This window comes from Variovorax sp. F042 (genome assembly GCF_057814215.1).
Genome location: NZ_JBVASX010000006.1, coordinates 145,685 through 170,906 on the forward strand (window position 1 = coordinate 145,685; position 25,222 = coordinate 170,906).

A 25,222-nucleotide genomic window follows, 5' to 3' on the forward strand; every position below is an offset into this window, starting at 1 on the left:
ATTATCCATGACAGCATCCCCGCCTCCGGCCTCATTAGCCCCAAGCCCCGCCGAGACCATCCTCTGGACTGATCCGCAGCGGGCCGAAGTGTTCCGGGGCTGGCTGGCCGCCATCGCGCCTGCCCACCGGTTGTTGCCCGACACCGTGCGGCTCGCCTCGGTCGACGCGAGCTTCCGCCGCTACTTCCGCCTCGACACCGCCGACACCGCCGCCCCCACGCGCATCGTGATGGACGCGCCGCCGGACAAGGAGAACAGCGCCCCCTTCGTCCAGGTGGCGCAGCTGATGGCCGGCGCCGGCGTGCTCGCCCCCACGGTGCTCGAATGGGACAAGCCGAACGGCTTTCTCCTGCTCGACGACCTGGGCCGCCAGACCATGCTGGACGTGATCGATCCGGCGAAGCCCGACGCGAGCCGCCCGCTCTACGACCAGGCCATCGACGCGCTGATCCGCTGGCAGTTGGCCTCCAAGCCCGGCGTGCTGCCCCCCTACGACCGGGCGCTGCTCGAGCGCGAACTGTCGCTGTTCCCCGAGTGGTACATCGGCCGCCACCGCGGCATCGCCGTCGAAGGCAAGCTGAAGGAGCGGCTCGATCGCAGCTTCAAGCTGATCGTCGACAGCAACCTCGCTTCGCCCGCCGTCTACGTGCACCGCGACTTCATGCCGCGCAACCTGATGATCGGCAACGGAGCAGCGCTCGGCGTGCTCGACTTCCAGGACGCCGTGTACGGCCCCGTCACCTACGACATCGCCAGCCTGATGCGCGATGCCTTCCTGAGCTGGGACGAGGAGTTCGTGCTCGACATCACCATCCGCTACTGGACGGCTGCGCGCAAGGCCGGCCTGCCTGTCGACGAAGACTTCGGCGCCTTCTACCGCGCGGTCGAGTGGATGGGCCTGCAGCGCCACCTGAAGGTGGCCGGCATCTTCGCGCGCCTCACGCTGCGCGACGGCAAGCCCAAGTACCTGGCCGACACGCCGCGCTTCATTGCCTACATCCGCGCCACCGCCAGCCGCTACATGGAGCTGACGCCGCTGCTGCGCGTGATCGACGAAATCGAGGGCACTTCGGCCATCACGGGCTTCGCCTACGGCCGTGTCTGAAGGAAAACTGAAAAAGCACCACCCTGTGACGGCCGTACAACGGTCGCTCGCAGCTATCGATTTCATAGCATGCCGCGTTTTCACTGTTCCGTGCCGCTGAGCGCCGGCGTCAGCCTGGCGTTGCCGCCCGGCGCCGCGCGCCACGTGCAGGTGCTGCGGATGCAGCCCGGCGATGCGATCACGCTGTTCGACGGCGCGGGCGGCGAATATGCAGCCACGGTCGAGCACATGGGCCGCAGCGACGTCGCTGTGGCCGTCGGCGCCCACCTGCCGGTGGAGCGGGAAGCGCCCCGCGCCGTGCACCTTGCGGTCGGCATGCCGGCCAACGAGCGCATGGACTGGCTGGTCGAGAAAGCCACCGAGCTCGGCGTTGCGAGCATCCAGCCGCTGGCCACTGCCCACGGCGTGCTGCGCCTGTCGGGCGAGCGCGCCGAGAAGAAGCGGGCGCACTGGGAGGCGATCGCGGTCGCGGCCTGCGAGCAGTGCGGGCGCAACCGCGTGCCGGTGATCCATCCGGTGCAGTCCTTCACGGGCTGGCTCGAAACCAATGAAGCCTCGGCCGTGCGCCTCGTGCTGAGCCTTGCCGAGGGCACACGCAGCCTCGCCGACACACTTCAAGCCCCGAACGACCAAGGCGTGACTGTATTGAGCGGCCCCGAAGGCGGCCTGAGCAGCACCGAAGAACAGCAGGCCATCGCCCGCGGCTTCGCTCCCATCACCCTCGGCGCGCGCGTGTTGCGCGCTGAAACGGCGGCGCTGGCCGCGCTGGTGTCCCTGGCCGGACTCTAGGCAGGGCCGCGAGGTGGGTGTTTTCCGCGACGCGCGCGCGGAAAGCTTGGGAAACAATCGTTACTTCATTAAGACAAAAGAAGGACTTTTGCCGATGTCCCGCCTGCCAAGCGTTCTGCGCCTTGCACCTCTCGTTATTGCCGCGCTGCTGTGCGCCACACAGGGCGCGCTCGCCCAGAGCCAGGCCGTCGCCCCCACGCCCACGCAAGTCAGCCCCGAGGTCGACAAGGCCTACACCCAGCTGATGGCCTCGCCCGCCATCCAGAAGCTGCTCGACGCGGTCAAGGCCGACCATGAACACTCGGTCGAAGACCTGAAGATGCTGACCGAGATCGAGGCGCCGCCCTTCAAGGAGCACAAGCGCGCCGAGGCGTTTCTCGCGCGCATGAAGGCGCTGGGACTGACGCACGCGAAGATCGACGCCGAAGGCAACGTGGTCGGCCTGCGCAAGGGCATCGGCGGCGGCCCGAAGCTGCTGATCTCGGCCCACCTCGACACCGTGTTCCCCGCCGGCACCGACGTGAAGGTGAAGGAGCACGACGGCCGGCTGCACGCGCCCGGCATCGCGGACGACACGCGCGGCCTGTCGGTGCTTCTGTCGTGGCTCAAGGTGCTGAACGAAAACAAGATCCAGACCGTGGGCGACCTGATGATCGTCGCCAACGTCGGCGAGGAAGAACTCGGCAACCTGCGCGGCATGAAGGCCATCTTTCGCGACAACCTCGATATCGACGGCATGGTGGGACTGGAGCCGTCGTCGCCGGGCGCGGTGCTGGTGCTCGGCACCGCGAGCCACCGCTACGAAGTCACGTTCCAGGGCCCGGGCGGCCACAGCTTCGGCGCGTTCGGCCAGGTGCCCAGCGCCATCCACGGCATGGGCCGCGCCATCGCGAAGATCGCCGATATCCGCACGCCGAGTTTCCCGAAGACAACGTTCACTGTCGGCACGGTCGGCGGCGGCACTTCGGTCAACACCATCGCGCCAGATGCGCGCATGGCCATCGACATCCGCTCCGACGACATGGCCTCGCTTCTCGAAACGGAGAAGAAGATTCTGGCCGCCATCGACGAAGCAGTGGTCGAGGAAAACAAGCGCTGGAACGTGAGCACGCTGAGCGTTAGCACCAAGCTCATCGGCGACCGCCCCGGCGGCCGCACGCCGCCCGATTCGGTGATCGTCGAGGCCGCGATCCGCTCGAACGCCGCCTTCGGCAACAAGACGCTGCTGCGCGGCGGCAGCACCGACGCCAACGTGCCGATCGCGCTGGGCATTCCCGCGATCATCGTCGGCGGTGGCGGCAAGGCCTCCGGATTCCATTCGTTGAGCGAGTCCATTGACGTGACAGATGCATGGAAAGGCGCGCAGAATTCGCTGGTTACCGTGCTGGGCCTGGTGGGCGTGCAGGGGATCAGCCCCGCATTGCTCCCCAAACGGACAGCGCGTACCAAGTAATTTGTCACGTTGCCAGTTCGAAAGTGGACGTGCCACTTTCTGCTTACGGTCCGCGGCATTTAACAATGCAGACGGTTCTGTCACACACCAAGGAAACAGCCATGGGATTGCTCGATTCGGTACTCGGTCAAGTGCTCGGAGGCGCTGCGCAACAGCAGCAACCGCAAGGCGGCGGATTGGGCGATCTGGGAGGCCTGGCCGGCGCGCTGGGCGGCCTGCTCGCCAACAACGGCGGGCAGGGCGGCCTGGGCGGTCTGGTCTCGAAGTTCGAGCAGGCCGGCATGGGCGACGTCATCGGCTCGTGGATCGGCAAGGGAGAAAACCAGCCGGTCTCGGGCGACCAGCTGCAGAACGCGCTGGGCAGCGACACCATCGCCAGCATCGCGTCCAAGCTCGGCATCAATGCGCAAACGCTGCTGCCGATGCTCGCCACCATGCTGCCGGCGCTCATCGACCAGCTCACGCCGCACGGCAAGGTCCCCGACCAGGGGCTGGGCAACCACGACGACCTGCTGGGTTCGCTCAGCGGTCTGCTGCAAGGCAAGCAGTCCTGAACTGACGGACTGCGTTCTCCAGGATTCCGGCGCCCGCGAGGGCGCTTTTTTTTGGTCCGTGCGTGTTGGCCGACAATCCCGCTGGCATCAATGGAGAGCAATGGCATGGCGGGCAGTCGCAAGTCGAAAGAAGAAGGTCTGGACGCGCAGCCCGATGGCACCGTGCGGTGGTCCAAGGGCATGCGCGAAGCGCTCGCACAGTTCAACGACCGGCCCTGCGGCCAGTGCGGCGGCTCGCTGTTGGACGAACGCAGCCTGGCCGACAGCCTCGACTTCTTTCGCCGCCACCGTTCCAGCTTCTATCCGCCGCGCGCCGCACGGCTGCGCATGCTCGACATGCACGGCGCCGCGGCAGCCGAGCTGTTCTTCGAGCCGTCCCCGCACAAGGAAGCCGTCACCGACCTGCTGGCCATCCACGACGCGGCCGTGGTGCGTTTCTTCGTGGCCCAGGTCAAGCAGATCGACTGCAAGAACGCCCTCGTCAAGCAGGCTGGCCGCTGGCCGCTGTTCGTGCTGCGCGAGCTGCTGTCGGCGAACCCGGCGCGACACCAGGCCGGCGCCGCGTTGATCCTGGAGTTGCTGGCCGCGAACCCCGAGTGGCAGCAACCGCTGGAGGCCTCCTGCGACGACAGCCAGCGCAAGACGCTCGCGCGCCTGCAGGAAGACAGCTCCGCCGGCGTGACCGATGCCACCCCCGACGCCTGGCCCGCGCTGCTGCGGCGCCCGCCCTGGAAGAACCGGCAGGCGCTGCCCGTCATCCCGACGCTGGCGCTGCAGCCACTGCCGCCGACGGCGCTGCTGCACTGGAGCAATCTGCCGCCGCCGCAGTACTTGCAGGCCACGGGCGAATCGTCCGACTGGCTGACCCGCGAGCTCCGCGTCTCGCGCGAACGCGCCGACCAGTGGATGGACGAATTCGCGCGCAACCAGCCCAACGCACCCGCGGAGATCCGCGAGGGCGGCAAGGTGCACAAGGCCCTGTGGATGCTGGGCCTGCGCCCCGAGTTCATCGAGGCTGTCGCGGCAAACGGCCGCGAGATCGGGCCGGAAGACTTCGGCGAACCTCCGGCCACCCACTGGAGCGTCGCCGAATACATCTGGCACCTGCCCGAGCCGCTGGCCATCGCAGTGTTCACGCTTGGGCCCGCGCCAGAGCTCTACATGGGCGATGTCTCGCGCATGCGCCCCATCCTCCATGCATTCGGCGCGGCCGCGCTGCCGGGACTGCCGCGCTTCCTCAAGCAGGGCTCGCGCGCGATGTTCGAGCTGGCATCGGTCATCGAATGGGACCCGCTCGCCGGCTGGATCGCCAAGGGCTTCCACACCAACCGCTGGGTCCGGCGCGAAGCGGGCGAGTGGCTTGCGCGCTACCCGGATGCGGCCGCGCGCGGCCTCGTTCCCATCGCGCTGGGCGAACCCGGCCCTGCGCACGAGGCGGCGCAAGCCGCGCTGCGCTGGCTGCACGATGCCGGCCACGCTGACGCGGTACGCCGGCAGGCGCTCGCCTATGGCGCCGAAGCCGCCGACGCGGTGGCGCAGCTGCTGGCCATCGCCCCCGAAGAGTTGCTGCCCGACAGCCTGCCCGCGGTGCCGAAGACCCTGCCGCTGGCGACGCTGCCCCGCCTGCTCCTCAAGCAAGGCGGCCTAGCGCTGCCGCAAGACGTGGTGCCCGACGTGCTGATGGCGATGATGCTCGGCAAGCCCGACGCACCCTATCCGGGGCTCGCTCCGCTGCTGGACGCGCTCACGCCCGATTCCCTCGCGCGCTTCGGCCGCGCGCTGCTGGCCTGGTGGATCGGCAATGGCCGCCCAGCCAAGGAGCGCTGGATGTTCGCTTTGCAGGGCCGCCTCGGCGACGGCGAAACCGCACGCCAGCTCTACGGCCTGCTGCGCCAGTGGCGCGCCGCGCTCGACCGCGTGCGGGCCTACGACGCGATGGTGATGCTCGGCGAGATCGGCAGCGACGCCGCCCTGATGCACCTGGCCGAACTCGCGCGCCAGACCCGCCACGACGACCTGCGCACCCGCGCCGACCGCATGCTCGGCGAAGTGGCCGAGCAGCGCGGCCTCAGCCTCGACCAGCTGGCCGACCGCACCGTGCCTGACCTCGGCCTCGACACCCGCGCGCGCCTGACGCTCGACTTCGGCCCGCGCAGCTTCGAGGTGCGCATGGACGACAACTTCCAGCCCGTGGTGCACGACGCCAGGGGCAAGGCCCTCAAGACGCTGCCCAAGCCGGGCGCGAACGACGACGCCGGCAAGGCCGCCGCCTCGACCACGCAGCTGAAGGAGCTGCGCAAGCTGGCAAAGACCGTCGCCACCACGCAGATCAAGCGACTGGAAGCCGCGATGTGCACGCAGCGCCGATGGGGCCCCGACGAGTTCATGCCCTTCTTCGCCAACCACCCCGTGCTGCGGGTCTTCAGCCGGCCGCTGGTCTGGGGCTTGTTCGACGCATCGGACAAGCTCGAAGGCACCTTCCGCGTCAGCGCCGAAGGCGAACTGGCCAACCTGCAGGACGACGCGGTGAAGCTGCCCGAGTCCGCGCGCATCGGCCTGCCGCATCCGCTGGAAATCACGGCACTCGACCCGTCGCTGGCGACCGCATGGGCCGCCGTGCTGGCCGACTACGAAATCGTGCAGCCCTTCGAGCAGCTGATGCGCCCGGCCTTCGTGCTCGACGAGGCGCTGCGCACCCGCCGCGAACTCCCGCACTGGAGCGGCCGCGCCGTGTCGAACGCCGCCCTCATGGGCCTGGAGACGCGCGGCTGGCAGCGCGAGGTGGGCGACGGCGGCATGGTCAACAGCTTCAACAAGGCCGTGCGCGGCGGGCGCCGCATCTGCCTGCAGCTGGAGGAAGGCTGGTTCGTGCAGGACAGCCCCGACGGCAAGGAGCTGCAGACCGTGCGCGCGGTGGCACTCGATGGCACCGAAGGCACGCTGGGCGAGCTGCCGCCGATCGTCTTCAGCGAAATCGAGCGCGACCTGCAGCGCGCGATCCGGGAGACGGCGCCATGAACCGCAACCTCTGGCTGCTCGCCATCTGCCAGGGCCTGCTCCTGACGAACAACGTGACCTTCATCGCCATCAACGGACTGGTTGGGCTGGCCATCGCGCCGCACGGCTGGATGGCGACGCTGCCGGTGATGAGCTACGTGGTGGGCGGCGCGCTCAGCACCGGGCTGGTGGCGCGCACGCAGCAGCGCTTCGGCCGGCGCGGCTCGTTCCAGATCGGGCTGGCGGTGGCGGTGGCATCGTCGCTGCTGTGCTGCTTCGCGGCGGTCACGAAGAACTTCTGGCTGCTGTGCTTCGCCACGGTGATCGCGGGCTACTACAACGCCAACGCGGGGCTCTACCGCTTCGCCGCTGCCGAGCTGGCGGCGCCGGCCTGGCGCGAGAAGGCGGTGTCGATGGTGATGGCGGGCGGGCTGATCGGCGCTGTCGCCGGGCCGAACCTCGCCACCGCCACGCGCGAAGCCTTTGCGGTGCCGTTCGCCGGCGCCTACGTTGCGCTGGCCCTGGTGGCGCTGCTGTCGATGGCAGTGATGCACTTCATCGAATTCCCGGCCGCGCCCACGCGCAAGGAGGCCGCAGGCGGGCGCCCGCTGGCCGAGATCATGCGGCAGCCGGTGTTCATCGTGGCCGCCGCCGCGGGCGCGCTTGGCTACGGCGTGATGAACCTGCTGATGGCCGCGACGCCCATCGCGATGCAGATCTGCAGCCTGCCGTTTTCCGATGCCGCGCTGGTGCTCGAATGGCACGTGATCGGCATGTTCGCGCCGGGCTTCTTCACCGGGCACCTGATCCGCCGCTTCGGGGCGCTGCCAGTGATGGGCGTGGGGCTGGTGCTCAACCTCGGCTGCATCGCCATCGCGCTCTCGGGCGTGGAGCTGCATCACTTCATCGTCGCGCTGTTCCTGCTGGGCGTGGGCTGGAATTTCCTGTTCACCGGTAGCACGACACTCTCGCTCACGGCCTATACCGCCGAGGAGCGCGACCGCGCGCAGGGTGCGCTCAACTTCTGCGTGTTCGCCACGCTGGCGCTGACCTCGTTCGCCTCGGGCGTGCTGGTGACCACGCAGGGCTGGCGGCTGCTGAACTTCGGTTCGCTGGTGCCGGTGGTGCTGACTGGCGCGGCGCTGATCTGGCTGGCGCGCGTGCGCGCCGTCAGGCCAGCGGCGGAAAGCGCCGGTTGAGCCAGCTTTGCAGGGCCGCGAAGACCGCGTCGGCTTCGAGTTCGTTGAAGATCTCGTGGTACAGCGTGTCGAAGCAGTGCGCCTCGACCATGCCGCTTGATGCCGTCGCCGCAGCGAATGCGCGGCTGGCAGCGGGCACCACGAGGCGATCGTCGCCCGCGTAGAGAAGCAGCGTCGGCACGGGCCAGTTCGCAGCCCGCTGCTGCACCGTCTCGCCTTCGTACGCGAGAAAGCGCGCAAGGCGGCTGCCGATGCGGTCGTGCGTGAGCGGATCGTCGCGGTAGGCCTGCACCACCGCCGGGTCATGCGAGAGGTAGTTGTCGTCGAGGCCGTTGCCCACGCGCAGGTTCGGCGCAATGCGCGGCAGCACCGCGAGCAGCGCCTTCTGGAAACCGCTCAGGCCCGGATCGAGCCCTGGCGAGGAAAGCACCAGCCCATCGACCTGCCGCACGCCACGCGCCACCAGGCTCGCGGCGACCAGTCCGCCGAGGCTGTGCCCCAGCAGCACCAGCGGCAGGCCGGGGTTCTCGCGGCGTGCATCGTCGATGACCAGCGCGAGGTCGTCGACCAGCCGCAGTTCGCTCGGCAGGCCGCCGCGCGCACCGGTCGATTCGCCGTGCCCGAAGTGGTCGTGCGCCCACACGGCGAAGTTCCATTCGTGCAGGCATTCCGCGAGTGCGTGATAGCGGCCCGCATGCTCGCCGAGCCCATGGACCACCACGATCACGGCGCGCGCCGGGCCGGGCGCCGGCAGCCGGCGCAGGGCGAGCGTCTCGCCGTCCGGGGTCGACAGCGAAACGCGCTGCGGCAAAGGCAGCGCCTCGCTCAAGCGGCCACCGGCTCCGATGTGGCCGCGCGATGCGCTGCTGGCAATGCTGCGATCACTTCGGCCACGGCCGCGGTGAGCTTCTTGGCGTAGGGCACGTGCAGGAACTCATTGGGGCCGTGCGCGTTGCTCTTCGGGCCGAGCACGCCGCAGACCATCATCTGCGCCTTCGGGAAACCGGCGCTGAGCATGTTCATCAGCGGAATGGTGCCGCCCTGGCCGATGTAGCCGCACGATGCGCCGAAGTGCGCCTGCGAGGCCTTGTTGAGCGCGTCCTCGAACCACGGCGTGATGGTGGGTGCGTTCCAGCCCGTGGCGCCGCCGTTGCTCTCGAAGGTCACGCGGGCCTGGTAGGGCGCGTTGTCTTCGAGCAGCGTCTTGAGGTTCTGCACCGCCTCGGCCGCATCGATCAGCGGGGGCAGGCGCAGCGACAGCTTGAAGGCGGTGTACGGGCGCAGCACGTTGCCCGCATCCTTCAGTGCCGGAAAGCCTTCGGCGCCGGTCACCGACAGCGTGGGCTTCCAGGTGCGGTTGAGCAGGGCCTCGACTGGATCGGTGGTGGTCGGCAGCGCGAACATGGTCGAGCCGCCGCAGTCGTAGTGCGCCCACGGAAAGCGCTTGTAGACCTCTTCGCCGAGGATCGCGGCGGTGGCCCTGGCCTGCGCGAGCCGGTCGGCCGGCACTTCGCAGTGGAAGCTCGCGGGCAGCAGGCGGCCGGTGGCGCTGTCTTCGAGGCGATCGAGCACCTGCCGCATGATGCGGAAGCTCGAGGGCACGAGGCCCGATGCGTCGCCGGAGTGGATGCCTTCGGTCAGCACTTCCACTTTGAGCGTGCCGCTGGCCATGCCGCGCAGCGAGGTGGTGAGCCACAGCTGGTCGTAATTGCCGGCGCCGGAGTCGAGGCAGATCACCAGTTCGACATTGCCCAGGCGCGGACGCAGCGCGTCGACGTAGGGCAGCAGGTCGTAGGAGCCGCTTTCCTCGCAGGTCTCGATCAGGCCGACGATGCGCGGGTGCGCTGCGCCCTGGCTCTTGAGCGCCTGCAGCGCGGCGATGCTGGCGTACACCGCGTAGCCGTCATCGGCACCGCCGCGGCCGTAGAGCAGGCCGTTCTCGTACTTGGGCGTCCACGGGCCGAGGTCGTTGCGCCAGCCGGTGAATTCGGGTTGCTTGTCGAGGTGGCCGTACATCAGCACGGTCTCGCCCATGTCGGTGCCGGTGGCCGGCACTTCGAAGAACAGCACCGGCGTGCGGCCTTCGAGGCGCACGATCTCCAGCTTCAGGCCCTCGACCTTCTGTGCCTCGACCCAGGCGGCGGCGTTGCGCAGCACGGTCTCGAGGTAGCCGTTGGCCGACCAGTCCTTGTCGAAGCCGGGCGACTTGGCCGGGATGCCGATGTAGTTGGTGAGTTGCTTGAGGATGTCGCCGTCCCATTGGGCGGTGACGTCGGACAGGGCGCGCTCGGCGTCGAGCGTGCCGGCGGGCATTTCGCGGTGCAGGGGGGCGTTCATCGGTGGGTTCTCCGCGGGTGACGAAAAGGCGCATTTTGCGCCTTGAGGCGACCGCGCGTAGAGTGCGGGCGATCTCAACCCGGAGGGCCATGTGAGCAAGGCAAACATCAAGGTGGGCATAGGCGGCTGGACCTACGAACCCTGGCGCGACAACTTCTATCCCAAGGGGCTCGCGCACGCGAAGGAGTTGAACTACGCGAGCCGCAAGGTCAGCGCCATCGAGATCAACGGCACCTACTACAGCACCTTCAAGCCCGAGACCTTCAGGAAGTGGCACGACGACACGCCGGCCGACTTCATGTTCTCGCTCAAGGCCTCGCGCTTCGCGACCAACCGCAAGCTGCTGTCGGGCGCGGGCGATTCGATCAAGCGCTTCATCGACAGCGGCGTGGCCGAGCTCGGCGACAAGCTCGGGCCGATCGTGTGGCAGTTCATGCCGACCAAGCAGTTCGATGCGGAAGACTTCGAGGCTTTTCTCGCGCTGCTGCCGAAGAAGGAGGGCAGCCGCGCGCTGCGGCACGTGATGGACGTGCGGCATGAGAGCTTCATGGTGCCCGCCTACAAGGCACTCGCGAAGAAGCACAAGGTGTCGACGGTGTTCACCGACGCCGACAAGTTTCCGTCCTTCGAGGAGCCCGAAGGCGATTTCGCCTATGCGCGGCTCATGATGGCCGACGCAAAGCTCAAGACCGGCTACGCGCCGAAGGCGCTGGACACCTGGGCCGAGCGCGCGCAGGGCTGGGCCGTGTCGCCGAAGAAGCGCGACGTGTTTGTCTACTTCATCAATGGCGCCAAAGAAAAGGCACCGGCCGCGGCCGGTGCCTTGCTGGAGCGCTTTGGGTGGACCCCGCCGAAAGCTTGACGGGCTTCAGGCTGCGGAGTGCAGGGACGGCTTGGCGCCGAAGCTGATTTCGCCGGAAAGCTGGCCGCCTTCCTCGATCACGATCTTGCCGTAGCGGATCTTGCCGGTGACCTTGCCGGTCGAGTGGATCACGAGCTTTTCGCGCACCGTGAGGCTGCCGTCGAACACGCCGCGGATTTCGGCGATGTCGATTTCGGCCGAGCCCTTGAACTCGCCCTGTTCGGCGATCTGCATCAGGCGCGAGTCCATGGTGGCCTCGACGAGGCCTTCGACCACGAGCGTGTCGCAGTCGGTGATCTCCACGCCCTTGAGCTTGATGTTCGGGCCGACGGTGAGCTTGCTGCCGCCTTCCTTGGCGGCGGCAGATGCTGTAGCAGCAGCGGCGTTCAGTCCGCCTTGCTGTGCGGTCAGCGACGAGGGATTGACGGGGGTTCCGGAGAGATTGGTGCCCGAACCGACGAGCGGCGCGGGGCGGGATGTCAACGAGTCGGTGTCACGATCACGCTTGCCGAAGAAGGGGGACTGTGTAGCCAAAGGGGAGCTCCTCAAGAAAGGGACTATCGTAAGAACGCACTCATGGCCTGCGGCACTTCATTGCGCAAGAAGCGTAACTGAATAAATCGACTGTGGACATGACAATGCGGCGTCATGAGCCTTCCGAACTCCGAAACTCCTTCCACCGCGCAGGCCGCGCACCCCTCGCGCGCCATTTCGTCGGCCACCGACTCGCGCTTCGACAAGCCAGCGCACGGCTGGCGACGCACGCTGTTCACGGTGATCTTCGAGGCCGACACGCGCGCGGGCCTGATGTTCGACCTGGCGCTGATCGCGGTGATCGTGACCAGCGTGCTGGTGGTGATCCTCGACAGCGTGCAGTCGATCCGCGAGCAGTGGCGGCCGCTGTTCAATGCGCTCGAATGGGTGTTCACCATTCTCTTCACGCTGGAGTACATCGCGCGGCTGTGCTGCGTGAACAAGCCGCTGCGCTATGCGCTGAGCTTCTATGGCGTGATCGACCTGCTTGCGCTGCTGCCGACCTTTCTGGTGGCCTTTGCGCCCGAGATGGCGTACCTGATCGACGTGCGGGTGCTGCGCCTGTTGCGCGTGTTTCGTATCTTCAAACTATCGCGCTACTCGGTGGAGTACCGCGCGCTGGTGTCTGCCGTGGCATCGAGCCGGCGCAAGATCACGGTGTTCGTCGGCTTCGTGATGCTGGTGGTGCTGGTGATGGGCACGCTGATGTACGTGGTCGAGGGGCCGGTGCATGGCTTCACGAGCATTCCGGTGGCAATTTACTGGGCCATCTCGACGATGGCCACGGTGGGCTTCGGCGACCTCGTGCCAAAGACCGACCTGGGCCGCGCGATCGCCTCGGTGATGATGCTGCTGGGCTGGGGCGTGCTCGCCGTGCCGACCGGCATCGTGACCGCGGAGATGGCGCGGCGCGGGCCCGACGACGAGCCGGTGCCGGTGGCACCGCGCGGCATTCTCGCGATGACTGCGCCCGCGCCTGCGGTGCCTTCGAAGCGCGTTACGCCTTCGGCCAGACGACGCGCCCTTGCGCAGCATCGTCGAGACGGGCGATGAAAGCGTCGGCATCGGGCTCGGGGAGCGAGAAGGCGAAGACCACGTCGTCGCCGTGCTGCACATCGTCAAGCACCGCGCCCGCAGCGACGAGTTCGCGCCGCACGAGTCCTTCGAGCGCATAGGGCACCGAGCAACCGAGGCTGCGCTGGCGCACCAGCGGCACGAGCTCGGCGCCGAGCAGGGCCTGTGCAACCGCGTCGGTGTAAGCCCGCACGAGGCCGCCCGCGCCCAGCTTCACGCCGCCGAAGTAGCGCACCACGGTCGCGAGCGCGCCCTCGACCTGCTGGTGGCGCAGCACCTCCAGCATCGGACGGCCGGCCGTGCCGCCGGGTTCGCCGTCATCGTTCGCCGCCGACTGGCCGCCGGCCATCAAGGCCCAGCAGACATGCGCGGCCGCGGGGTGTTCGGCGCGCAGCGAGGCGACCACGGCCAGCGCGGCCGCGCGGTCAGCCACCGGCTGCACGCAGCCGATGAAGCGGCTCTTCTTGATGAGCAGCTCGCTGTGGACCGGCTGTGCAAGCGTGAAGCTCATCCGGTGGTGCGCTCCAAAGGGTTCAGCCGCCGCCGCGCTCGAACTTGAAGACCGCCGTGCTGGCGCGCGCGTTGGGCAGCCAGCGCACGTCGCGCCCGTCCTGCAGGCCGAAGGCGTCGAGCACGCGCAGGTTGTTCTTGCCGGCCAGCACCTCGAAGTCCTTGAAGGTGCCGACGCGGATGTTGGGCGTGTCGTACCACTGGTAGGGCAGGCGGCGCGTCACCGGCATGCGGCCGCGCGCCACGCTCAGGCGGTTGGGCCAGTGCGCGAAATTGGGAAAGGCGACGACGCCGATGCGGCCGACGCGCGCGGTCTCGCGCAACATCACTTCGGCATTGCGCAGGTGCTGCAGCGTGTCGATCTGCAGCACCACGTCGAAGGAGGCGTCGTCGAACATCGCCAGGCCCTCGTCGAGGTTGAGCTGGATCACGTCGACACCGCGGCGGATGCACTGCAGCACGTTGCCGTCGGCAATTTCCACGCCGTAGCCGGTGCAGCCGCGCTCGCGCTGCAGCAGGTCGAGCAGGGCGCCGTCGCCGCAGCCGAGGTCGAGCACGCGCGAGCCTTGGGGCACGAGCTCTGCGATCAATCTTTGGTGTTCGAGGTCGCTCATTGGAACTCCTTCGCGACGCGCTCGAAGTACGAGCGCACCACGCCCATGTAGCGCACGTCGTCGAGCAGGAAGGCGTCGTGGCCGTGCGGCGCGTCGATCTCGGCGTAGCTCACGTTGCGGCGGTTGTCGAGCAGCGCCTTCACGAGTTCGCGGCTGCGCGCGGGCGAGAAGCGCCAGTCGGTCTTGAAGCTCACGAGCAGGAACTTGGCGGTGGCCTGGGCCAGCGCGGTGCTGAGCTTACCGCCGTGGCTGCGCGCGGGGTCGAAGTAGTCGAGCGCGCGGGTGATCAGCAGATAGGTGTTGGCGTCGAAGTATTCGCTGAACTTGTCGCCCTGGTAGCGCAGGTAGCTTTCGATCTGGAACTCGACGTCCTGCGTGGAGTAGCGGTAGTCGAGCCCCGCCACCTCGCCCTCGACGGCGCTGCGCAGGATGCGGCCGAACTTTTCGTTCATCACGTCGTCGCTGAGGTAGGTGATGTGGCCGATCATTCGCGCGATGCGCAGGCCGCGCTTCGGGATCACGCCGTGTTCGTAGAAGTGGCCGCCGTGGAAGTCGGGGTCGGTCACGATGGCGCGGCGCGCGACTTCGTTGAAGGCGATGTTCTCGGCCGTGAGGTTGGGCGCGCTGGCCACGACCACGGCGTGGCGCACGCGGCTGGGGTACTGCAGCGTCCACGACAGTGCCTGCATGCCGCCGAGGCTGCCGCCCATGACGGCCGCGAGCGTCTCGATGCCGAGCGCATTTAGCAGCGCGGCCTGCGCGTCGACCCAGTCTTCGACCGTGACCACCGGGAAGTCGGCGCCATAGACGCGGCCGGTGGCGGGATTGACGTGCATCGGGCCCGTCGAGCCGAAGCAGGAGCCGAGGTTGTTGACGCCGATCACGAAGAAGCGGTCGGTGTCGACCGGCTTGCCGGGGCCCACCATGTTGTCCCACCAGCCCTCGGAGCGGGCCTGGCCCTGGTAGACGCCCGCCACGTGGTGCGAGGCATTAAGTGCATGGCACACCAGCACGGCGTTGCTGCGCTCGGCGTTCAGGGTGCCGTAGGTTTCGTAGGCGAGCGTGTAGTCGCTGATCGACGCGCCGCTGCGCAGGGCCAGCGGGCCTGCGAACTGCATCGACTGCGAGGTGACGACCAAAGGTGGTGACGACGACATGAATGAAAAAACCCGGCCTCGCCAAAAACGAGCCGGGTCTGCCGCGCCTGTCTTTAGCTGAATTTATAAAGCGCCCGCAAGCTGAAGCAAATCGGCGCTGGACAAGTATATCCCCCAGGCTGCGCGCACTGCGTGTCGCTCCGCCAACCCCCTTCGGGGGCAACACCTGCGGCCCGGCGAAGCCGGTTCCGCGGTGTTTCTGGAAGGGCCCCCTGCCTTTTTCTTACCAGCCGACGATCATGATGATGCCCAACACCAGGAAGATCGCGGCCGAGACGCCGTGCACTAGCTTGATCGGCACGCGCCGCACGATCTTCTCGCCGAGCCACACCACCGGCGCGTTGGCCAGCATCATGCCCAGCGTGGTGCCTGCGACCACCCAGAAGTAGTCGTGCGTGAAGCGGGCGGCAAGCATGACGGTGGCGATCTGGGTCTTGTCGCCCATCTCGGCGAGGAAGAACGCGATCACCGTGGTGCCGAAGACGCCGAACTTCGACGCGCCCGGGGCATCGTCGTCGTCGAGCTTGTCTGGAATCAGCATCCAGACGGCCATCGCGATGAACGAGCCGCCCAGGATCCAGCGCAGCACCTCCGGTCCGAGCCAGCGCGTGATGTAGTTGCCGACGGCACCCGCCAGCGCGTGGTTGATGATGGTGGCGGCGAAGATGCCCAGGACGATGGGCCACGGTTTCCTGAAACGGGCGGCGAGCAAGAGGGCCAGGAGTTGGGTCTTGTCGCCCATTTCGGCGAGCGCAACTACGCCGGTTGCAACGAGAAAAGCTTCCATGATGGATGTGGGGTTCCTTGGGCCGAAGGACGCAATTGACCGTGCAACACCTTCGGCCATATTCCCGAAGTTGCACGGTCAAAGGTCTCGCCAGGTGTGTTAACTGCACGCGCCATGTCCTGTGTGGGGCAGGACAAGTCTGTTGACGCGGGCCCTTCTCGCAAATCGGAAGGCGGCTACTCCCCAATGACGGGGCGAATTCTACATGTAGCGCCAAGGACCTCGCCCAAAAATGCAAGTAGGCACTAGCTTTCCAATAGTTTTGACAGGTGCTACCTCAAGACGCAAATTCCCGCTTGCAATTCGGATATTTCACCCATAATGCACGAGCCTCCCTCTTCATTTTGGTCGGGGGGCAGTTCGGTGATCGGTCAGTTTCGCGCGACTCGACGGCTCTCGTTTGAGTGATGCTTTCGGGACTCCATCGCTTTTCTTGATGTGTTTATAGGAGTCCCTTGATGGGCAACAAACTGTACGTCGGCAACCTGCCTTACTCGGTGCGCGACGGAGATCTCGAACAGGCCTTCGGGCAGTTCGGCGCAGTGACCAGCGCCAAGGTCATGATGGAACGTGACACCGGCCGCTCGAAGGGCTTCGGCTTCGTCGAGATGGGCAGTGACGCGGAAGCACAAGCAGCAATCAACGGCATGAACGGCCAGCCCCTTGGTGGCCGCAGCGTCGTCGTCAACGAAGCACGTCCGATGGAAGCTCGTCCCCCGCGCAGCGGTGGTGGCGGCTACGGCGGCGGCGGTGGTGGTTATGGCGGCGGTGGTGGCGGAGGCTACGGCGGCGGTGGTGGCGGCTACGGTGGTGGTGGCGGTGGCCGCTCCGGCGGTGGCGGCGGCTACGGCGGTGGCGGTGGTGGCCGCAGCGGTGGCGGCGGTGGTGGCGGCGACGGCGGTTTCCGCAGCCCCTACGGCGCCGGCCCCCGTGGCGGTGGCGGCGGTGGCCGCTCCGGCGGTGGTGGTGGCGGCGGCTACGGTGGTGGCGGCAACAGCGGCTACTAAGCCCTGCGCTCCCAGGCACACAGACAAAAGGCTCCCTCGGGAGCCTTTTTCAATGGGCGATCGCCCGGCGCTTGTTGCTCAGGCTTCGCCGCTTCGCTTCTTGCGTTCACGCCCTTGCACCGCCCGGTCGAGCACGGCGTTGGGCAGCATGCGCATGATCTTGGCGATCACGCCCATCTGCCAGGGAATCACGCGGTAGCTCGTGCCTGCCTCGATGGCGCGCAGTGCCTGGGCCGCAAAATCTTCCGCCTTCATGAGAAAAGGCATGCCGTACCGGTTGCCCTGCGTGAGCGGCGTGTCGATGTAGCCCGGGCAGAGGGTGACGACCTTGACGCCGCTGTTGAACAGTTCGCCGCGCAGGCTCTCGCAATACGCCACCACGCCGGCCTTGCTGGCGCAGTACGCGCCATGCCCCGGCAATCCGCGGATGGACGCCACGCTGCCGATGCCAACCAGCCGCCCACTGCCGCGCTGCACCATCGCCCGCACGAACGGATGAAAAGTGGCGGCGAGACCGACGTTGTTGGTGGCAAAGGTCTGCGCCAGCACATCGAGGTCGGAGCGCTCGGCCGTGTCGATGCCGACGCTGATGCCGGCATTGGCGATCACCACGTCTGGCAGCCCCTGCTGTGCGATGCAGGCGTTGCCGGCGGCGACGATGCTGTCGGTCTGCGCCACGTCGGCGCTGTAGATCCGGTAGCGGTCTGCGCTCAGTTGCCGGGCATTCGCCCACGCTTCGATTTCCCCCGTGCGCCGGGCGACCAGCGCCAGGCGGTAGCCCGCGTCGTAGAAGCTCGCGGCCAGCGCCTGGCCGATGCCGCTCGATGCGCCGGTGATGAAGACAAGCGGGGACGTGGTCATGCAGGAGATGTCTTCTTCAGCGCTTCTTGGCGGGAGCAGGAGCGGCCGGAGCCGCCGACGGAATCAGCACGCCGCGCACCCGGCCGTTCAGGTTGGCCACGCCGCTCAGGTTGTCGTAGTCGAGCGTGTCGCCGGTGAACTGGTCGGTGCCGCGAATGAGCGTGACCGGCTTGTTCGACGTGACGCGCTCAGTGTCGACATAAGCGTGCAGGAACTCGCCGCGGAACTCGAGGCGCGGCGCAGGCTTGCCGTTCGGCCCCACCGAAGGATCGCGAATGACGATCGCATTGCCGAACAGCTGGACCTCGCTGCCATCGGAGTTCGACAGGCCGCGGTCGGCTGACCCGCGCGTCACCAGCCCCTCGGGCGACACGGTGCGCATGCGCACCTTGTCGATCTCGATGGTGTCGGTGTCGGGATAGTGCCGGCCCTCGACCCCGTGCAATTCGCTGCGCAGGTCGCCATTAGGCAGGAAGTTCTTGATGACGAACTCACGCATGAAGTAGTCGGGCTCATGCGTGGGTGCGACCTTGGCCGTGGGCTCCAGCAGCTTGGGCGCGTTGCGCACCAGCCAGTAGGTGCCGAGCGCGACGGCGGCCGTGAGGATGATCGGCAGGTAGATCGTGGCGCGGTCGAGGACTTCGCGCACCATGCCCCATGCGCGTTTCACGTCGTTCATGTGGTCGGGCCCCGGGCAGCGTCGAGCATCGCGCGGTATTGGCCGCAGGCCGTGAGCAGCAGGTCGCAGAACTCGCGCGCCGCGCCTTCGCCGCCGCGCGCCTGGGTGACGTAGCGCGCGATGCCGCGCACTTCCGCATGGGCATTGGCCGGTGCCGCCGCGAAGCCGACGCGCGTGAGCACCGGCAGGTCGGGCCAGTCGTCGCCGATGGCGGCGGCCTGCGCCCACGCAAAGCCGAGCTGGTCGAGCATGGCCTGCGCTGCGGGCAGCTTGTCTTCGGTGCCGTAGCGCACGTGCTCGATGCCCAGCGCTTCGAGCCGCACGCGCAGCGGCTTGGAGTCGCGCCCGGTGATCACGGCCGGCACGATGCCGGCCTTGCGCAGCAGCTTCAGGCCGTAGCCGTCGAGGATGCTGAAGCGCTTGAGCGTTTCGCCGTGCTCGGTGAAGTACACGCCGCCATCGGTCAGCACGCCGTCGATGTCGAAGAAAACAATGCGCACGTCCTGCGCGGCGAGCAAGGTCTCGGCCTGGAACTCGAGCGGCATCAGATGACCTTCGCGCGCATCAGGTCGTTGGTGTTGATCGCGCCGACGATCACCCCCGCGCCGTCGATCACGAACAGGCGGGTGATGCCGCATTGCTCCATCAGCTCGGCGGCTTCCACCGCCAGCGCGTCGACGCGGATGGTGCGAGGGTCGCGGTGCATCACGTCGACCGCCTTGGGGCTGCGCAAGTCGGCCCCCGCCTCGATCAGCCGGCGCAGGTCGCCGTCGGTGAAGATGCCCGAGGCGCGGCCGTCGGGCTCGATCACCGCGGCGGCGCCAAAGCCCTTGATGCTCATCGCGCGCATCAGCTCGCTGATGTTGGCCGACGGCGGCACGCGCGGCACTTCGTCGCCCGAGCGCATGACGTCGCTCACGTGGGTGAGCAGCTTGCGCCCGAGCGCGCCGCCCGGATGCGAGCGCGCGAAGTCTTCCGAGCCGAAGCCGCGCGCGTCGAGCAGCGCCACGGCCAGCGCGTCGCCCATCGCCATCTGGGCGGTGGTGCTGGCGGTGGGGGCGAGGTTGAGCGGGCAGGCTTCCTTGGACACGCCCGCGTCGATCACGATGTCGGCATGGCGGGCGAGGGTGGATTCGGGGCGGCCGGTCATGGCGATCAGGGGCACGCCCTGGCGCTTGACGACCGGCAGGATGACGGTGAGTTCGTCGACCTCGCCGCTGTTGGAAATGGCCAGCACCAGGTCGACCGCCTTGATCATGCCGAGGTCGCCGTGGCTGGCCTCGGCCGGGTGCACGAACATCGCGGGCGTGCCGGTGGAGGCGAGGGTGGCGGCGATCTTGCGGCCGACGTGGCCGCTCTTGCCCATGCCCATCACGACCACCCGGCCACGCACTTCGAGGATCTTGCGCACCGCATCGACGAAGCTCGGGCCGACGCGGTCTTTCAGACCGGTGACGGCTTCGGCTTCGATGTCGAAGGTGAGGCGTGCCCGAGCGAGGATGGCTTCGGGGTCGACCACTGGGGCCGGGACGGGGCGGGAGCTCATCTGCGGATTTTACGGGCCGGCCGGCACCCGGGATCACATGGCCCGGGGAAGCCCGGGGCACGGACATTGCTCTAGCATCGGCGCCTATGTCTTCGTTCGATCTCACGCTCTTGTATCTCCTGGCCGCGGTGATCGGCGTGGTGGCGTGCCGCTCCCTCAAGCTGCCGCCGATGCTGGGCTATCTGTCGGCTGGCGTGTTGATCGGGCCGCACGCCTTCGCCCTGGCGCAGAACACCGAAGGCATCCAGCACCTGGGCGAATTCGGCGTGGTGTTCCTCATGTTCGTGATCGGGCTGGAGTTCAGCCTGCCGAAGCTGCGCGCAATGCGAAAGCACGTGTTCGGGCTGGGCCTGCTGCAGGTGCTGCTGACGATGTCCATCGCCACGGTCGGCGCGCTGCTGATCGCCCGGCTGCTGCTGCCGCCGACATGGCAACTGGGCTGGCAGACCGCGCTGGCGCTGTCGGGCGCGCTCACCATGAGCAGCACGGCCATCGTGGTCAAGCTGATGGCCGAGCGGCTCGAACTCGAGAGCGAGCACGGCAAGCGCGTGATGGGCGTGCTGCTGTTTCAGGATTTGGCCGTGGTGCCGCTGCTGGTGCTGATCCCCGCATTGGGCGCACCGCCCGAGGCGTTGGCCAAGGCGCTGGGCCTGGCGCTGCTGAAGGCGAGCTTCTTGATCGGCGTGCTGCTCTACGGCGGCCCGCGCATCATGCGCTGGTGGCTCACGCTGGTGGCGCGGCGGCGCAGCGAAGAGCTCTTCATCCTGAACGTGTTGCTGATAACGCTGGGCCTGGCCTGGCTCACCGAGCTGGCCGGCCTGAGCCTGGCGCTGGGCGCGTTCATCGCGGGCATGCTGGTGTCGGAGACCGAATACAAGCACCAGGTCGAGACCGACATCCGCCCCTTCCACGACGTGCTGCTGGGGCTGTTCTTCATCACCGTGGGCATGTCGCTCGACTGGCACATCGTGGTCGAGCGCTGGCTGCTGGTGGGCGTGCTGCTGCTGGTGCCGCTGGCGTTCAAGCTGGGGCTGGTGACGGTGCTGGCGCGGGTGCTCGGGGCCACCTCGGGCGTGTCGCTGCGCACCGGCCTCTACCTCGCGCAGGCGGGCGAATTCGGCTTCGTGCTGTTGACGCTGGCGCAGGAACGCAGCCTGCTGCCGCCGTGGCTGGCCAACCCGGTGCTGGCGTCGATGGTGCTGTCGATGCTGGCCACGCCTTTCATCATCATGTACAGCAACGCCATCGTGCGAAAGCTCGTGGCCAGCGATTGGCTGCAGCAGTCGCTGCAGATGACGAGCATCGCGCGCAAGACCATCAACACCGCGCAGCACGTGATCATCTGCGGCTACGGGCGCTGCGGCCAGAACCTGGCGCGCATCCTCGAACGCGAGGGCATTCCGTACATGGCACTCGACCTCGACCCTGACCGCGTGCGCCAGGCCGCCGCCGCCGGCGACTCGGTGGTGTTCGGCGACGCGGCGCGGCTGCAGGCCCTGATGGCCGCGGGCCTGGCGCGTGCCAGCGCGGTGGTCGTCACTTATCTCGACGTGCCGGGCGCGATGAAGGTGCTGGCCAACACGCGCGCCCATGCGCCGCACGTGCCGGTGATCGTGCGCACGCAGGACGACCACGATCTCGAAAAGCTGCAGGCCGCAGGCGCCACAGAGGTGGTGCCCGAGGCCATCGAAGGTTCGCTGATGCTCGCGAGCCATGCGCTGGCGCTGGTCGGCGTGCCGATGCGGCGCGTGATCCGCGTGGTGCAGGACCAGCGCGATGCCCGCTACAACCTGCTGCGCGGCTACTTCCACGGCGCCGACGACGACAACGCCGACGAGATCGACCACGAGCGCCTCAACAGCTTCACCCTCAACGCCGGCGCACGTGCGGTCGGCCAGACGCTGGAGCAGATGGCGCTGCACACGCTGGGCGTGCGCGTCGCCAGCCTGCGCCGGCAAGACGGCCAGCCCCGCGCGCTGGCCGACAACCCGGTGCTGTCAGACGGCGACACGCTGGTGCTGTCCGGCAAGCCCGCCGCGCTGGCGATGGCCGTGGAGCGGCTGCAAAAAGGCTGACGATCCGGCAGCCTTCGCTTCGGTCCCGGCCGATCAGTTGATCAGGCTCGGGTTGCGCTTTTCTTCTTCGAGTCGCTGCTGACGACGCACTGCTTCGCACTGCGCATGGGCCTTGAACTCGGGCTTCAGGCACTGGGCCGCCATGCACTGGGCCTTGGCGATGAAATTGCGGTCGCCGCACATGGCCTGAGGCTCGGCAGGGGCGGCAGGTGCCGGCGGCGGAGCGGGAGCGACGACCGGAGCAGCGGGTTCAGGCGCGTTCGACGGCTGCACGGCGGCGGTCGCCTGCTTACGCGGCTTGGCAACGGGCTTGGGTGCAGGTGCGGCTTCCGCGGCAGGCGGCGTCTCGGCTGGCTCGACGGGCTGGGGGTCCGCCGGCGCCGCGGGCGCTGCAGGCGGTGACGACTCGGTCGGCGGCGGCAGCGGCGGGGCCGCGGGAGCGGGGGCCTCGACGGTTGGCGCAGCCCCTTCGGCGGCGGCAGGCGCCTTGCGCGTCCCGTAGCCGTACCAGCCCGCGACGATCATCGCCACCGCAACCACCAGCAGGCCGAGCCACAGCAGGATCACGCGCTTGCGCGGCGGCCGTTCGACCGGTACGGACTGCCGGACCTTGGCCCGGCGTCTCTTCTTCATTTCGGGCTTCGAGGCCCAAGTCGACTCCAGCCCCGGCGACGCAGCGGGCGGCGCGGGCGAGCGCGGCAACCCGTCGTCGTGCACCATCAACACGGTCTGTGAGTGTTCGTCGTTCTGCCGCGCGGCGGGCGTCCGGCTGAAGAACGACGAGCGCGCGGGCGGCGGCGGCTCCTCCGGGTCGAACAGCGGCGCCGGAATGGTCGGCGCGCGCAACTGGGCGGGGGCGGTGGTGGCCCATTCGCGTTCAGGGCTCGGCGGCGGCGGAATCCGGTCTCCCGCGGCGGACAGCTTGACGCCGCAACTCCTGCAGAAATTCGCGCCGTCACGGTTTTCCGTGCTGCAGACCGGACAGATCAGGGCCATGGCTTACTTGCTGACTACTCTCTACTCTCGGGGTCCAGAACGGAAACTGGCTTGCTGGTCGACTATCCGGCGGTGGGCGATCGGGGTTTCGTCAGGTCACGGCAACGCGCTTGGAGCGGTGCGCCATGCGCTTGGCGATCACGGCGCCGAGCGCCATCGCGATCTCCAGTGCCATGTTGGGCTGGCGGTTCGACATTTCCGCAAAGCGGATCGCCGTGAGGCGCCACACACGGCCCGCGCCAGTGACCACCACGTTGGCCGAATGCGGCTGCCGCGAGAAGAACGAGCCTTCGCCGACCACCGAGCCGGGCGTGAGCACGGCCAGCCGCATCTGCTCCTTGCTGCTGACACGGTGCACGCTGATGGCGCCGCTCTCGATGAAGAACACCGAGCGGTCGGGCGTGCCCTGCTCGATCAATATGTCACCGACGCCGGCATCGATGGGCTGCAGATAGCCCGCCAGCGTTTCCCACTGCTGGACATTGAACGTCAACGCAAACGCGTCGGTGCTCATGTTCTCCGCGATGGCGCGGCTCAGGTTCTGGATTGACATGTTTCTTCGGCCCCCGATGTGAGCCGAAGTATCCGCGATGGCCGCGAGGTTCGGCTACAACTGTTTACGTTTTTCAGGTCGCCTGTAGTTATTTACCAATGCAGAAGCGCGAAAAGATGACCCCCAGCAGGTCATCCGCGCCGAATTCGCCGGTGATCTCGTTCAGGGCGTTCTGGGCCAGCCGCAACTCTTCGGCCAGCAGATCGAGCAGCTGGGCCTGTGCCACCAGGTGGCTGGCGGCCAGCGCCAGGTGCGTTTCGACCCGCGCCAGCGCCTGCACGTGGCGCGCCCGCGCGAGGTACACGCCCTCGGGCACGGCCTGCCAGCCGGCCATGGCCAGCAGCTGTTCGCGCAGGGCCTCGATGCCCAGGCCGGTCTTGGCGGACAGGGCGATGCCTTGCTCGGGGTTGGTAGCGGGCGCTGCGTCCTGCTTGTTCCAGACATCGAGCACCGGCACGCTCGCGGGCAGCTTCTGCCGCAGGCCGGCCAGGATCTCCGCATCGGCGGCGGCATAGTCGCCCAGGTGCGCGCGGGTGAGGTCGTGCAGGAACAGCACGGCATCGGCGCTTTCGATCTGGCCCCAGGCGCGCGCCACGCCGATCTGCTCGACCTCGTCGCTGCTCTCGCGCAGGCCGGCGGTGTCGGCCACGTGCAGCGGCACGCCGTGGATCTGGATGGTCTGCGAGACCACATCGCGCGTGGTGCCCGCCACCGCGCTCACGATGGCCAGTTCGGCGCCGGCCAGCGCATTGAGCAGCGAACTCTTGCCCGCGTTGGGCTGCCCCGCAATCACGACCTTGATGCCCTCGCGCAGCAACGCGCCCTGGCGCGCGCGCTGCTGCACGGCGGCGAGTTGCGACTGCAGCCTTGCCAGCTGCCCGGTGGCATCGGCCTTCTGCAGGAAGTCGATTTCCTCTTCCGGGAAGTCGAGCGTGGCCTCGACCAGCATGCGCAGGTGGATCAGCGCGTCGCGCAGCGTGTGGATCTCGCGCGAGAACGCGCCCGACAGCGAACGCCCGGCGCTGCGCGCGGCCGCCTCGGTGCTGGCGTCGATCAGGTCGGCAATGGCCTCGGCTTGCGCCAGGTCGATCTTTCCGTTGAGAAATGCCCGCTGGCTGAACTCGCCGGGCTCGGCCACCCGCAGGCCGGGCAGGCGAGGGCGGCCGGTGACGGGGTCGAGCTCGGCCGCGGCTTCGAGGCAGCGCGCCAGCAGCAGCTGCAGCACGACCGCGCCTCCGTGGGCCTGCAGCTCGAGCACGTCCTCGCCAGTGAAAGAGTTCGGCGAAGGGAAGTGAATGGCCAGGCCGTGGTCGACAGGCTCGCCGTCCGCATCGCGGAACGGCAGGTAGGTGGCCTCGCGCGGCTTGAGCACGCGGCCACAGAGGGCTTCGATCAACGGCGCCAGCTTCGCGCCCGACACCCGCACGATGCCGACCGCCCCGCGCCCCGAGGCTGTGGCGACGGCGACGATGGGATCGGTGGTGCGGGCGAGCATGGGCGGATTCTTTCAGCAAAAAGGGCCGCTGACGCGGC

At 68.1% G+C, this 25,222-nt stretch carries 24 protein-coding genes and 1 riboswitch; of the genes, 10 read left to right on the forward strand and 14 right to left on the reverse strand.

The window, feature by feature from the left end:
* Positions 1-7 precede the first annotated feature (7 nt).
* The 6 genes from ACZYSP_RS20190 (at position 8) to ACZYSP_RS20215 (ending at position 8,097) form a co-directional block, all read left to right on the forward strand.
* Positions 8-1,105, forward strand: a complete 1,098-nt coding sequence (locus tag ACZYSP_RS20190; protein WP_489016136.1) for an aminoglycoside phosphotransferase family protein — start codon at positions 8-10, stop codon at positions 1,103-1,105.
* A gap of 69 nt (positions 1,106-1,174) precedes the next feature.
* A complete protein-coding gene (locus tag ACZYSP_RS20195) occupies positions 1,175-1,894 on the forward strand; it encodes a 16S rRNA (uracil(1498)-N(3))-methyltransferase (protein ID WP_489016138.1) in 720 nt (239 codons plus the stop codon).
* Between the two features lie 94 nt (positions 1,895-1,988).
* Positions 1,989-3,347, forward strand: a complete 1,359-nt coding sequence (locus tag ACZYSP_RS20200) for a M20/M25/M40 family metallo-hydrolase (protein ID WP_489016140.1) — start codon at positions 1,989-1,991, stop codon at positions 3,345-3,347.
* A gap of 101 nt (positions 3,348-3,448) precedes the next feature.
* On the forward strand, positions 3,449-3,901 hold the full coding sequence (locus tag ACZYSP_RS20205; RefSeq protein WP_218132223.1) for a YidB family protein: 453 nt from the start codon (positions 3,449-3,451) through the stop codon (positions 3,899-3,901).
* Positions 3,902-4,006: 105 nt separating this feature from the next.
* A complete protein-coding gene (locus ACZYSP_RS20210; protein ID WP_093076420.1) occupies positions 4,007-6,919 on the forward strand; it encodes a DUF4132 domain-containing protein in 2,913 nt (970 codons plus the stop codon).
* Positions 6,916-8,097, forward strand: a complete 1,182-nt coding sequence (locus tag ACZYSP_RS20215; protein ID WP_093076421.1) for an MFS transporter — start codon at positions 6,916-6,918, stop codon at positions 8,095-8,097. The genes ACZYSP_RS20210 and ACZYSP_RS20215 overlap by 4 nt, the downstream gene beginning before the upstream one ends.
* Here ACZYSP_RS20215 and ACZYSP_RS20220 read toward each other — a convergent pair.
* Positions 8,069-8,926 carry an alpha/beta hydrolase gene (locus tag ACZYSP_RS20220; RefSeq protein WP_093076423.1) on the reverse strand — a complete coding sequence of 286 codons (858 nt, stop codon included), beginning with the start codon at positions 8,924-8,926 and terminating at the stop codon, positions 8,069-8,071. The two genes, ACZYSP_RS20215 and ACZYSP_RS20220, sit on opposite strands and share 29 nt — an antisense overlap.
* The gene (locus ACZYSP_RS20225; RefSeq protein ID WP_354336475.1) at positions 8,923-10,434 is read right to left on the reverse strand and encodes a M20 family metallopeptidase; all 1,512 of its coding nucleotides are present in this window, start codon (positions 10,432-10,434) and stop codon (positions 8,923-8,925) included. Before ACZYSP_RS20225 ends, ACZYSP_RS20220 begins: the two co-directional genes overlap by 4 nt.
* A gap of 91 nt (positions 10,435-10,525) precedes the next feature.
* Between ACZYSP_RS20225 and ACZYSP_RS20230 the strand changes: the two genes are divergently transcribed.
* Entirely contained in the window at positions 10,526-11,296 is a 771-nt protein-coding gene (locus ACZYSP_RS20230) for a DUF72 domain-containing protein (RefSeq protein WP_093076426.1), read from the forward strand.
* Positions 11,297-11,302: 6 nt separating this feature from the next.
* Here the strand turns inward: ACZYSP_RS20230 and ACZYSP_RS20235 are convergent, their stop codons facing one another.
* Positions 11,303-11,830, reverse strand: a complete 528-nt coding sequence (locus ACZYSP_RS20235; RefSeq protein WP_093055006.1) for a bactofilin family protein — start codon at positions 11,828-11,830, stop codon at positions 11,303-11,305.
* A 114-nt stretch (positions 11,831-11,944) separates the two neighbouring features.
* On the opposite strand from ACZYSP_RS20235, the gene ACZYSP_RS20240 reads away from it, so the two are divergent.
* The gene (locus tag ACZYSP_RS20240; protein ID WP_093076427.1) at positions 11,945-12,883 is read left to right on the forward strand and encodes an ion transporter; all 939 of its coding nucleotides are present in this window, start codon (positions 11,945-11,947) and stop codon (positions 12,881-12,883) included.
* Here the strand turns inward: ACZYSP_RS20240 and ACZYSP_RS20245 are convergent.
* From ACZYSP_RS20245 to ACZYSP_RS20260, 4 genes are all read right to left on the reverse strand, one after another.
* Positions 12,828-13,415, reverse strand: a complete 588-nt coding sequence (locus ACZYSP_RS20245; RefSeq protein ID WP_093076429.1) for an IMPACT family protein — start codon at positions 13,413-13,415, stop codon at positions 12,828-12,830. The two genes, ACZYSP_RS20240 and ACZYSP_RS20245, sit on opposite strands and share 56 nt — an antisense overlap.
* A 22-nt stretch (positions 13,416-13,437) precedes the next feature.
* Complete coding sequence (gene metW / locus ACZYSP_RS20250) at positions 13,438-14,028, reverse strand: methionine biosynthesis protein MetW (RefSeq protein WP_093055000.1); 591 nt, start codon at positions 14,026-14,028, stop codon at positions 13,438-13,440.
* Positions 14,025-15,185: a homoserine O-succinyltransferase MetX gene (gene metX, locus ACZYSP_RS20255; RefSeq protein ID WP_093076430.1), complete on the reverse strand. Its 1,161-nt coding sequence runs from the start codon at positions 15,183-15,185 to the stop codon at positions 14,025-14,027. Before metX ends, metW begins: the two co-directional genes overlap by 4 nt.
* Before the next feature lie 223 nt (positions 15,186-15,408).
* Positions 15,409-15,972, reverse strand: coding sequence for a TMEM165/GDT1 family protein (locus ACZYSP_RS20260; RefSeq protein WP_093076432.1), 564 nt, complete (start codon positions 15,970-15,972; stop codon positions 15,409-15,411).
* A gap of 11 nt (positions 15,973-15,983) precedes the next feature.
* Positions 15,984-16,169: riboswitch (yybP-ykoY riboswitch) on the reverse strand.
* Positions 16,170-16,430: 261 nt separating this feature from the next.
* Between ACZYSP_RS20260 and rbp the strand changes: the two genes are divergently transcribed.
* Positions 16,431-16,979 carry an RNA-binding regulator gene (gene rbp / locus ACZYSP_RS20265; protein ID WP_093054994.1) on the forward strand — a complete coding sequence of 183 codons (549 nt, stop codon included), beginning with the start codon at positions 16,431-16,433 and terminating at the stop codon, positions 16,977-16,979.
* A 78-nt stretch (positions 16,980-17,057) separates the two neighbouring features.
* Here the strand turns inward: rbp and ACZYSP_RS20270 are convergent, their stop codons facing one another.
* The 4 genes from ACZYSP_RS20270 to ACZYSP_RS20285 are packed head-to-tail and all read right to left on the reverse strand — an operon-like array spanning position 17,058 to position 20,065.
* Positions 17,058-17,840 carry an SDR family oxidoreductase gene (locus ACZYSP_RS20270; protein WP_093076435.1) on the reverse strand — a complete coding sequence of 261 codons (783 nt, stop codon included), beginning with the start codon at positions 17,838-17,840 and terminating at the stop codon, positions 17,058-17,060.
* A 16-nt stretch (positions 17,841-17,856) separates the two neighbouring features.
* Positions 17,857-18,519, reverse strand: a complete 663-nt coding sequence (gene lptC / locus ACZYSP_RS20275) for an LPS export ABC transporter periplasmic protein LptC (RefSeq protein WP_177192761.1) — start codon at positions 18,517-18,519, stop codon at positions 17,857-17,859.
* Complete coding sequence (locus ACZYSP_RS20280) at positions 18,516-19,064, reverse strand: KdsC family phosphatase (protein WP_093076437.1); 549 nt, start codon at positions 19,062-19,064, stop codon at positions 18,516-18,518. The genes lptC and ACZYSP_RS20280 overlap by 4 nt, the downstream gene beginning before the upstream one ends.
* Positions 19,064-20,065, reverse strand: coding sequence for a KpsF/GutQ family sugar-phosphate isomerase (locus ACZYSP_RS20285; protein WP_093054988.1), 1,002 nt, complete (start codon positions 20,063-20,065; stop codon positions 19,064-19,066). Before ACZYSP_RS20285 ends, ACZYSP_RS20280 begins: the two co-directional genes overlap by 1 nt.
* Before the next feature lie 86 nt (positions 20,066-20,151).
* Here ACZYSP_RS20285 and ACZYSP_RS20290 point away from each other — a divergent pair, with 86 nt between their 5' ends.
* Complete coding sequence (locus ACZYSP_RS20290) at positions 20,152-22,140, forward strand: monovalent cation:proton antiporter family protein (protein WP_093076438.1); 1,989 nt, start codon at positions 20,152-20,154, stop codon at positions 22,138-22,140.
* 33 nt (positions 22,141-22,173) lie between these two features.
* Here ACZYSP_RS20290 and ACZYSP_RS20295 read toward each other — a convergent pair whose 3' ends face one another.
* From ACZYSP_RS20295 to mnmE, 3 genes are all read right to left on the reverse strand, one after another.
* The gene (locus ACZYSP_RS20295) at positions 22,174-23,136 is read right to left on the reverse strand and encodes a zinc ribbon domain-containing protein (RefSeq protein WP_093076440.1); all 963 of its coding nucleotides are present in this window, start codon (positions 23,134-23,136) and stop codon (positions 22,174-22,176) included.
* Positions 23,137-23,227: 91 nt separating this feature from the next.
* Positions 23,228-23,689 carry a Crp/Fnr family transcriptional regulator gene (locus ACZYSP_RS20300; protein WP_093054982.1) on the reverse strand — a complete coding sequence of 154 codons (462 nt, stop codon included), beginning with the start codon at positions 23,687-23,689 and terminating at the stop codon, positions 23,228-23,230.
* A gap of 88 nt (positions 23,690-23,777) precedes the next feature.
* Positions 23,778-25,184, reverse strand: a complete 1,407-nt coding sequence (gene mnmE, locus ACZYSP_RS20305; RefSeq protein ID WP_093076441.1) for a tRNA uridine-5-carboxymethylaminomethyl(34) synthesis GTPase MnmE — start codon at positions 25,182-25,184, stop codon at positions 23,778-23,780.
* Between the last annotated feature and the right edge of the window lie 38 nt (positions 25,185-25,222).

Bases quoted from the DNA above. Each gene is read 5' to 3' on its own strand.
- ACZYSP_RS20270 (WP_093076435.1), bottom strand. From the start codon at position 17,840: ATGACCACGTCCCCGCTTGTCTTCATCACCGGCGCATCGAGCGGCATC.
- ACZYSP_RS20260 (WP_093076432.1), bottom strand. From the start codon at position 15,972: ATGGAAGCTTTTCTCGTTGCAACCGGCGTAGTTGCGCTCGCCGAAATG.
- ACZYSP_RS20300 (WP_093054982.1), bottom strand. From the start codon at position 23,689: ATGTCAATCCAGAACCTGAGCCGCGCCATCGCGGAGAACATGAGCACC.
- rbp (WP_093054994.1), top strand. From the start codon at position 16,431: ATGGGCAACAAACTGTACGTCGGCAACCTGCCTTACTCGGTGCGCGAC.
- ACZYSP_RS20225 (WP_354336475.1), bottom strand. From the start codon at position 10,434: ATGAACGCCCCCCTGCACCGCGAAATGCCCGCCGGCACGCTCGACGCC.
- ACZYSP_RS20280 (WP_093076437.1), bottom strand. From the start codon at position 19,064: ATGCCGCTCGAGTTCCAGGCCGAGACCTTGCTCGCCGCGCAGGACGTG.
- ACZYSP_RS20205 (WP_218132223.1), top strand. From the start codon at position 3,449: ATGGGATTGCTCGATTCGGTACTCGGTCAAGTGCTCGGAGGCGCTGCG.
- ACZYSP_RS20215 (WP_093076421.1), top strand. From the start codon at position 6,916: ATGAACCGCAACCTCTGGCTGCTCGCCATCTGCCAGGGCCTGCTCCTG.
- metW (WP_093055000.1), bottom strand. From the start codon at position 14,028: ATGAGCGACCTCGAACACCAAAGATTGATCGCAGAGCTCGTGCCCCAA.
- ACZYSP_RS20240 (WP_093076427.1), top strand. From the start codon at position 11,945: ATGAGCCTTCCGAACTCCGAAACTCCTTCCACCGCGCAGGCCGCGCAC.
- ACZYSP_RS20210 (WP_093076420.1), top strand. From the start codon at position 4,007: ATGGCGGGCAGTCGCAAGTCGAAAGAAGAAGGTCTGGACGCGCAGCCC.
- metX (WP_093076430.1), bottom strand. From the start codon at position 15,185: ATGTCGTCGTCACCACCTTTGGTCGTCACCTCGCAGTCGATGCAGTTC.
- ACZYSP_RS20285 (WP_093054988.1), bottom strand. From the start codon at position 20,065: ATGAGCTCCCGCCCCGTCCCGGCCCCAGTGGTCGACCCCGAAGCCATC.
- lptC (WP_177192761.1), bottom strand. From the start codon at position 18,519: ATGAACGACGTGAAACGCGCATGGGGCATGGTGCGCGAAGTCCTCGAC.
- ACZYSP_RS20200 (WP_489016140.1), top strand. From the start codon at position 1,989: ATGTCCCGCCTGCCAAGCGTTCTGCGCCTTGCACCTCTCGTTATTGCC.
- ACZYSP_RS20290 (WP_093076438.1), top strand. From the start codon at position 20,152: ATGTCTTCGTTCGATCTCACGCTCTTGTATCTCCTGGCCGCGGTGATC.
- ACZYSP_RS20295 (WP_093076440.1), bottom strand. From the start codon at position 23,136: ATGGCCCTGATCTGTCCGGTCTGCAGCACGGAAAACCGTGACGGCGCG.
- ACZYSP_RS20245 (WP_093076429.1), bottom strand. From the start codon at position 13,415: ATGAGCTTCACGCTTGCACAGCCGGTCCACAGCGAGCTGCTCATCAAG.
- ACZYSP_RS20195 (WP_489016138.1), top strand. From the start codon at position 1,175: ATGCCGCGTTTTCACTGTTCCGTGCCGCTGAGCGCCGGCGTCAGCCTG.
- ACZYSP_RS20190 (WP_489016136.1), top strand. From the start codon at position 8: ATGACAGCATCCCCGCCTCCGGCCTCATTAGCCCCAAGCCCCGCCGAG.
- mnmE (WP_093076441.1), bottom strand. From the start codon at position 25,184: ATGCTCGCCCGCACCACCGATCCCATCGTCGCCGTCGCCACAGCCTCG.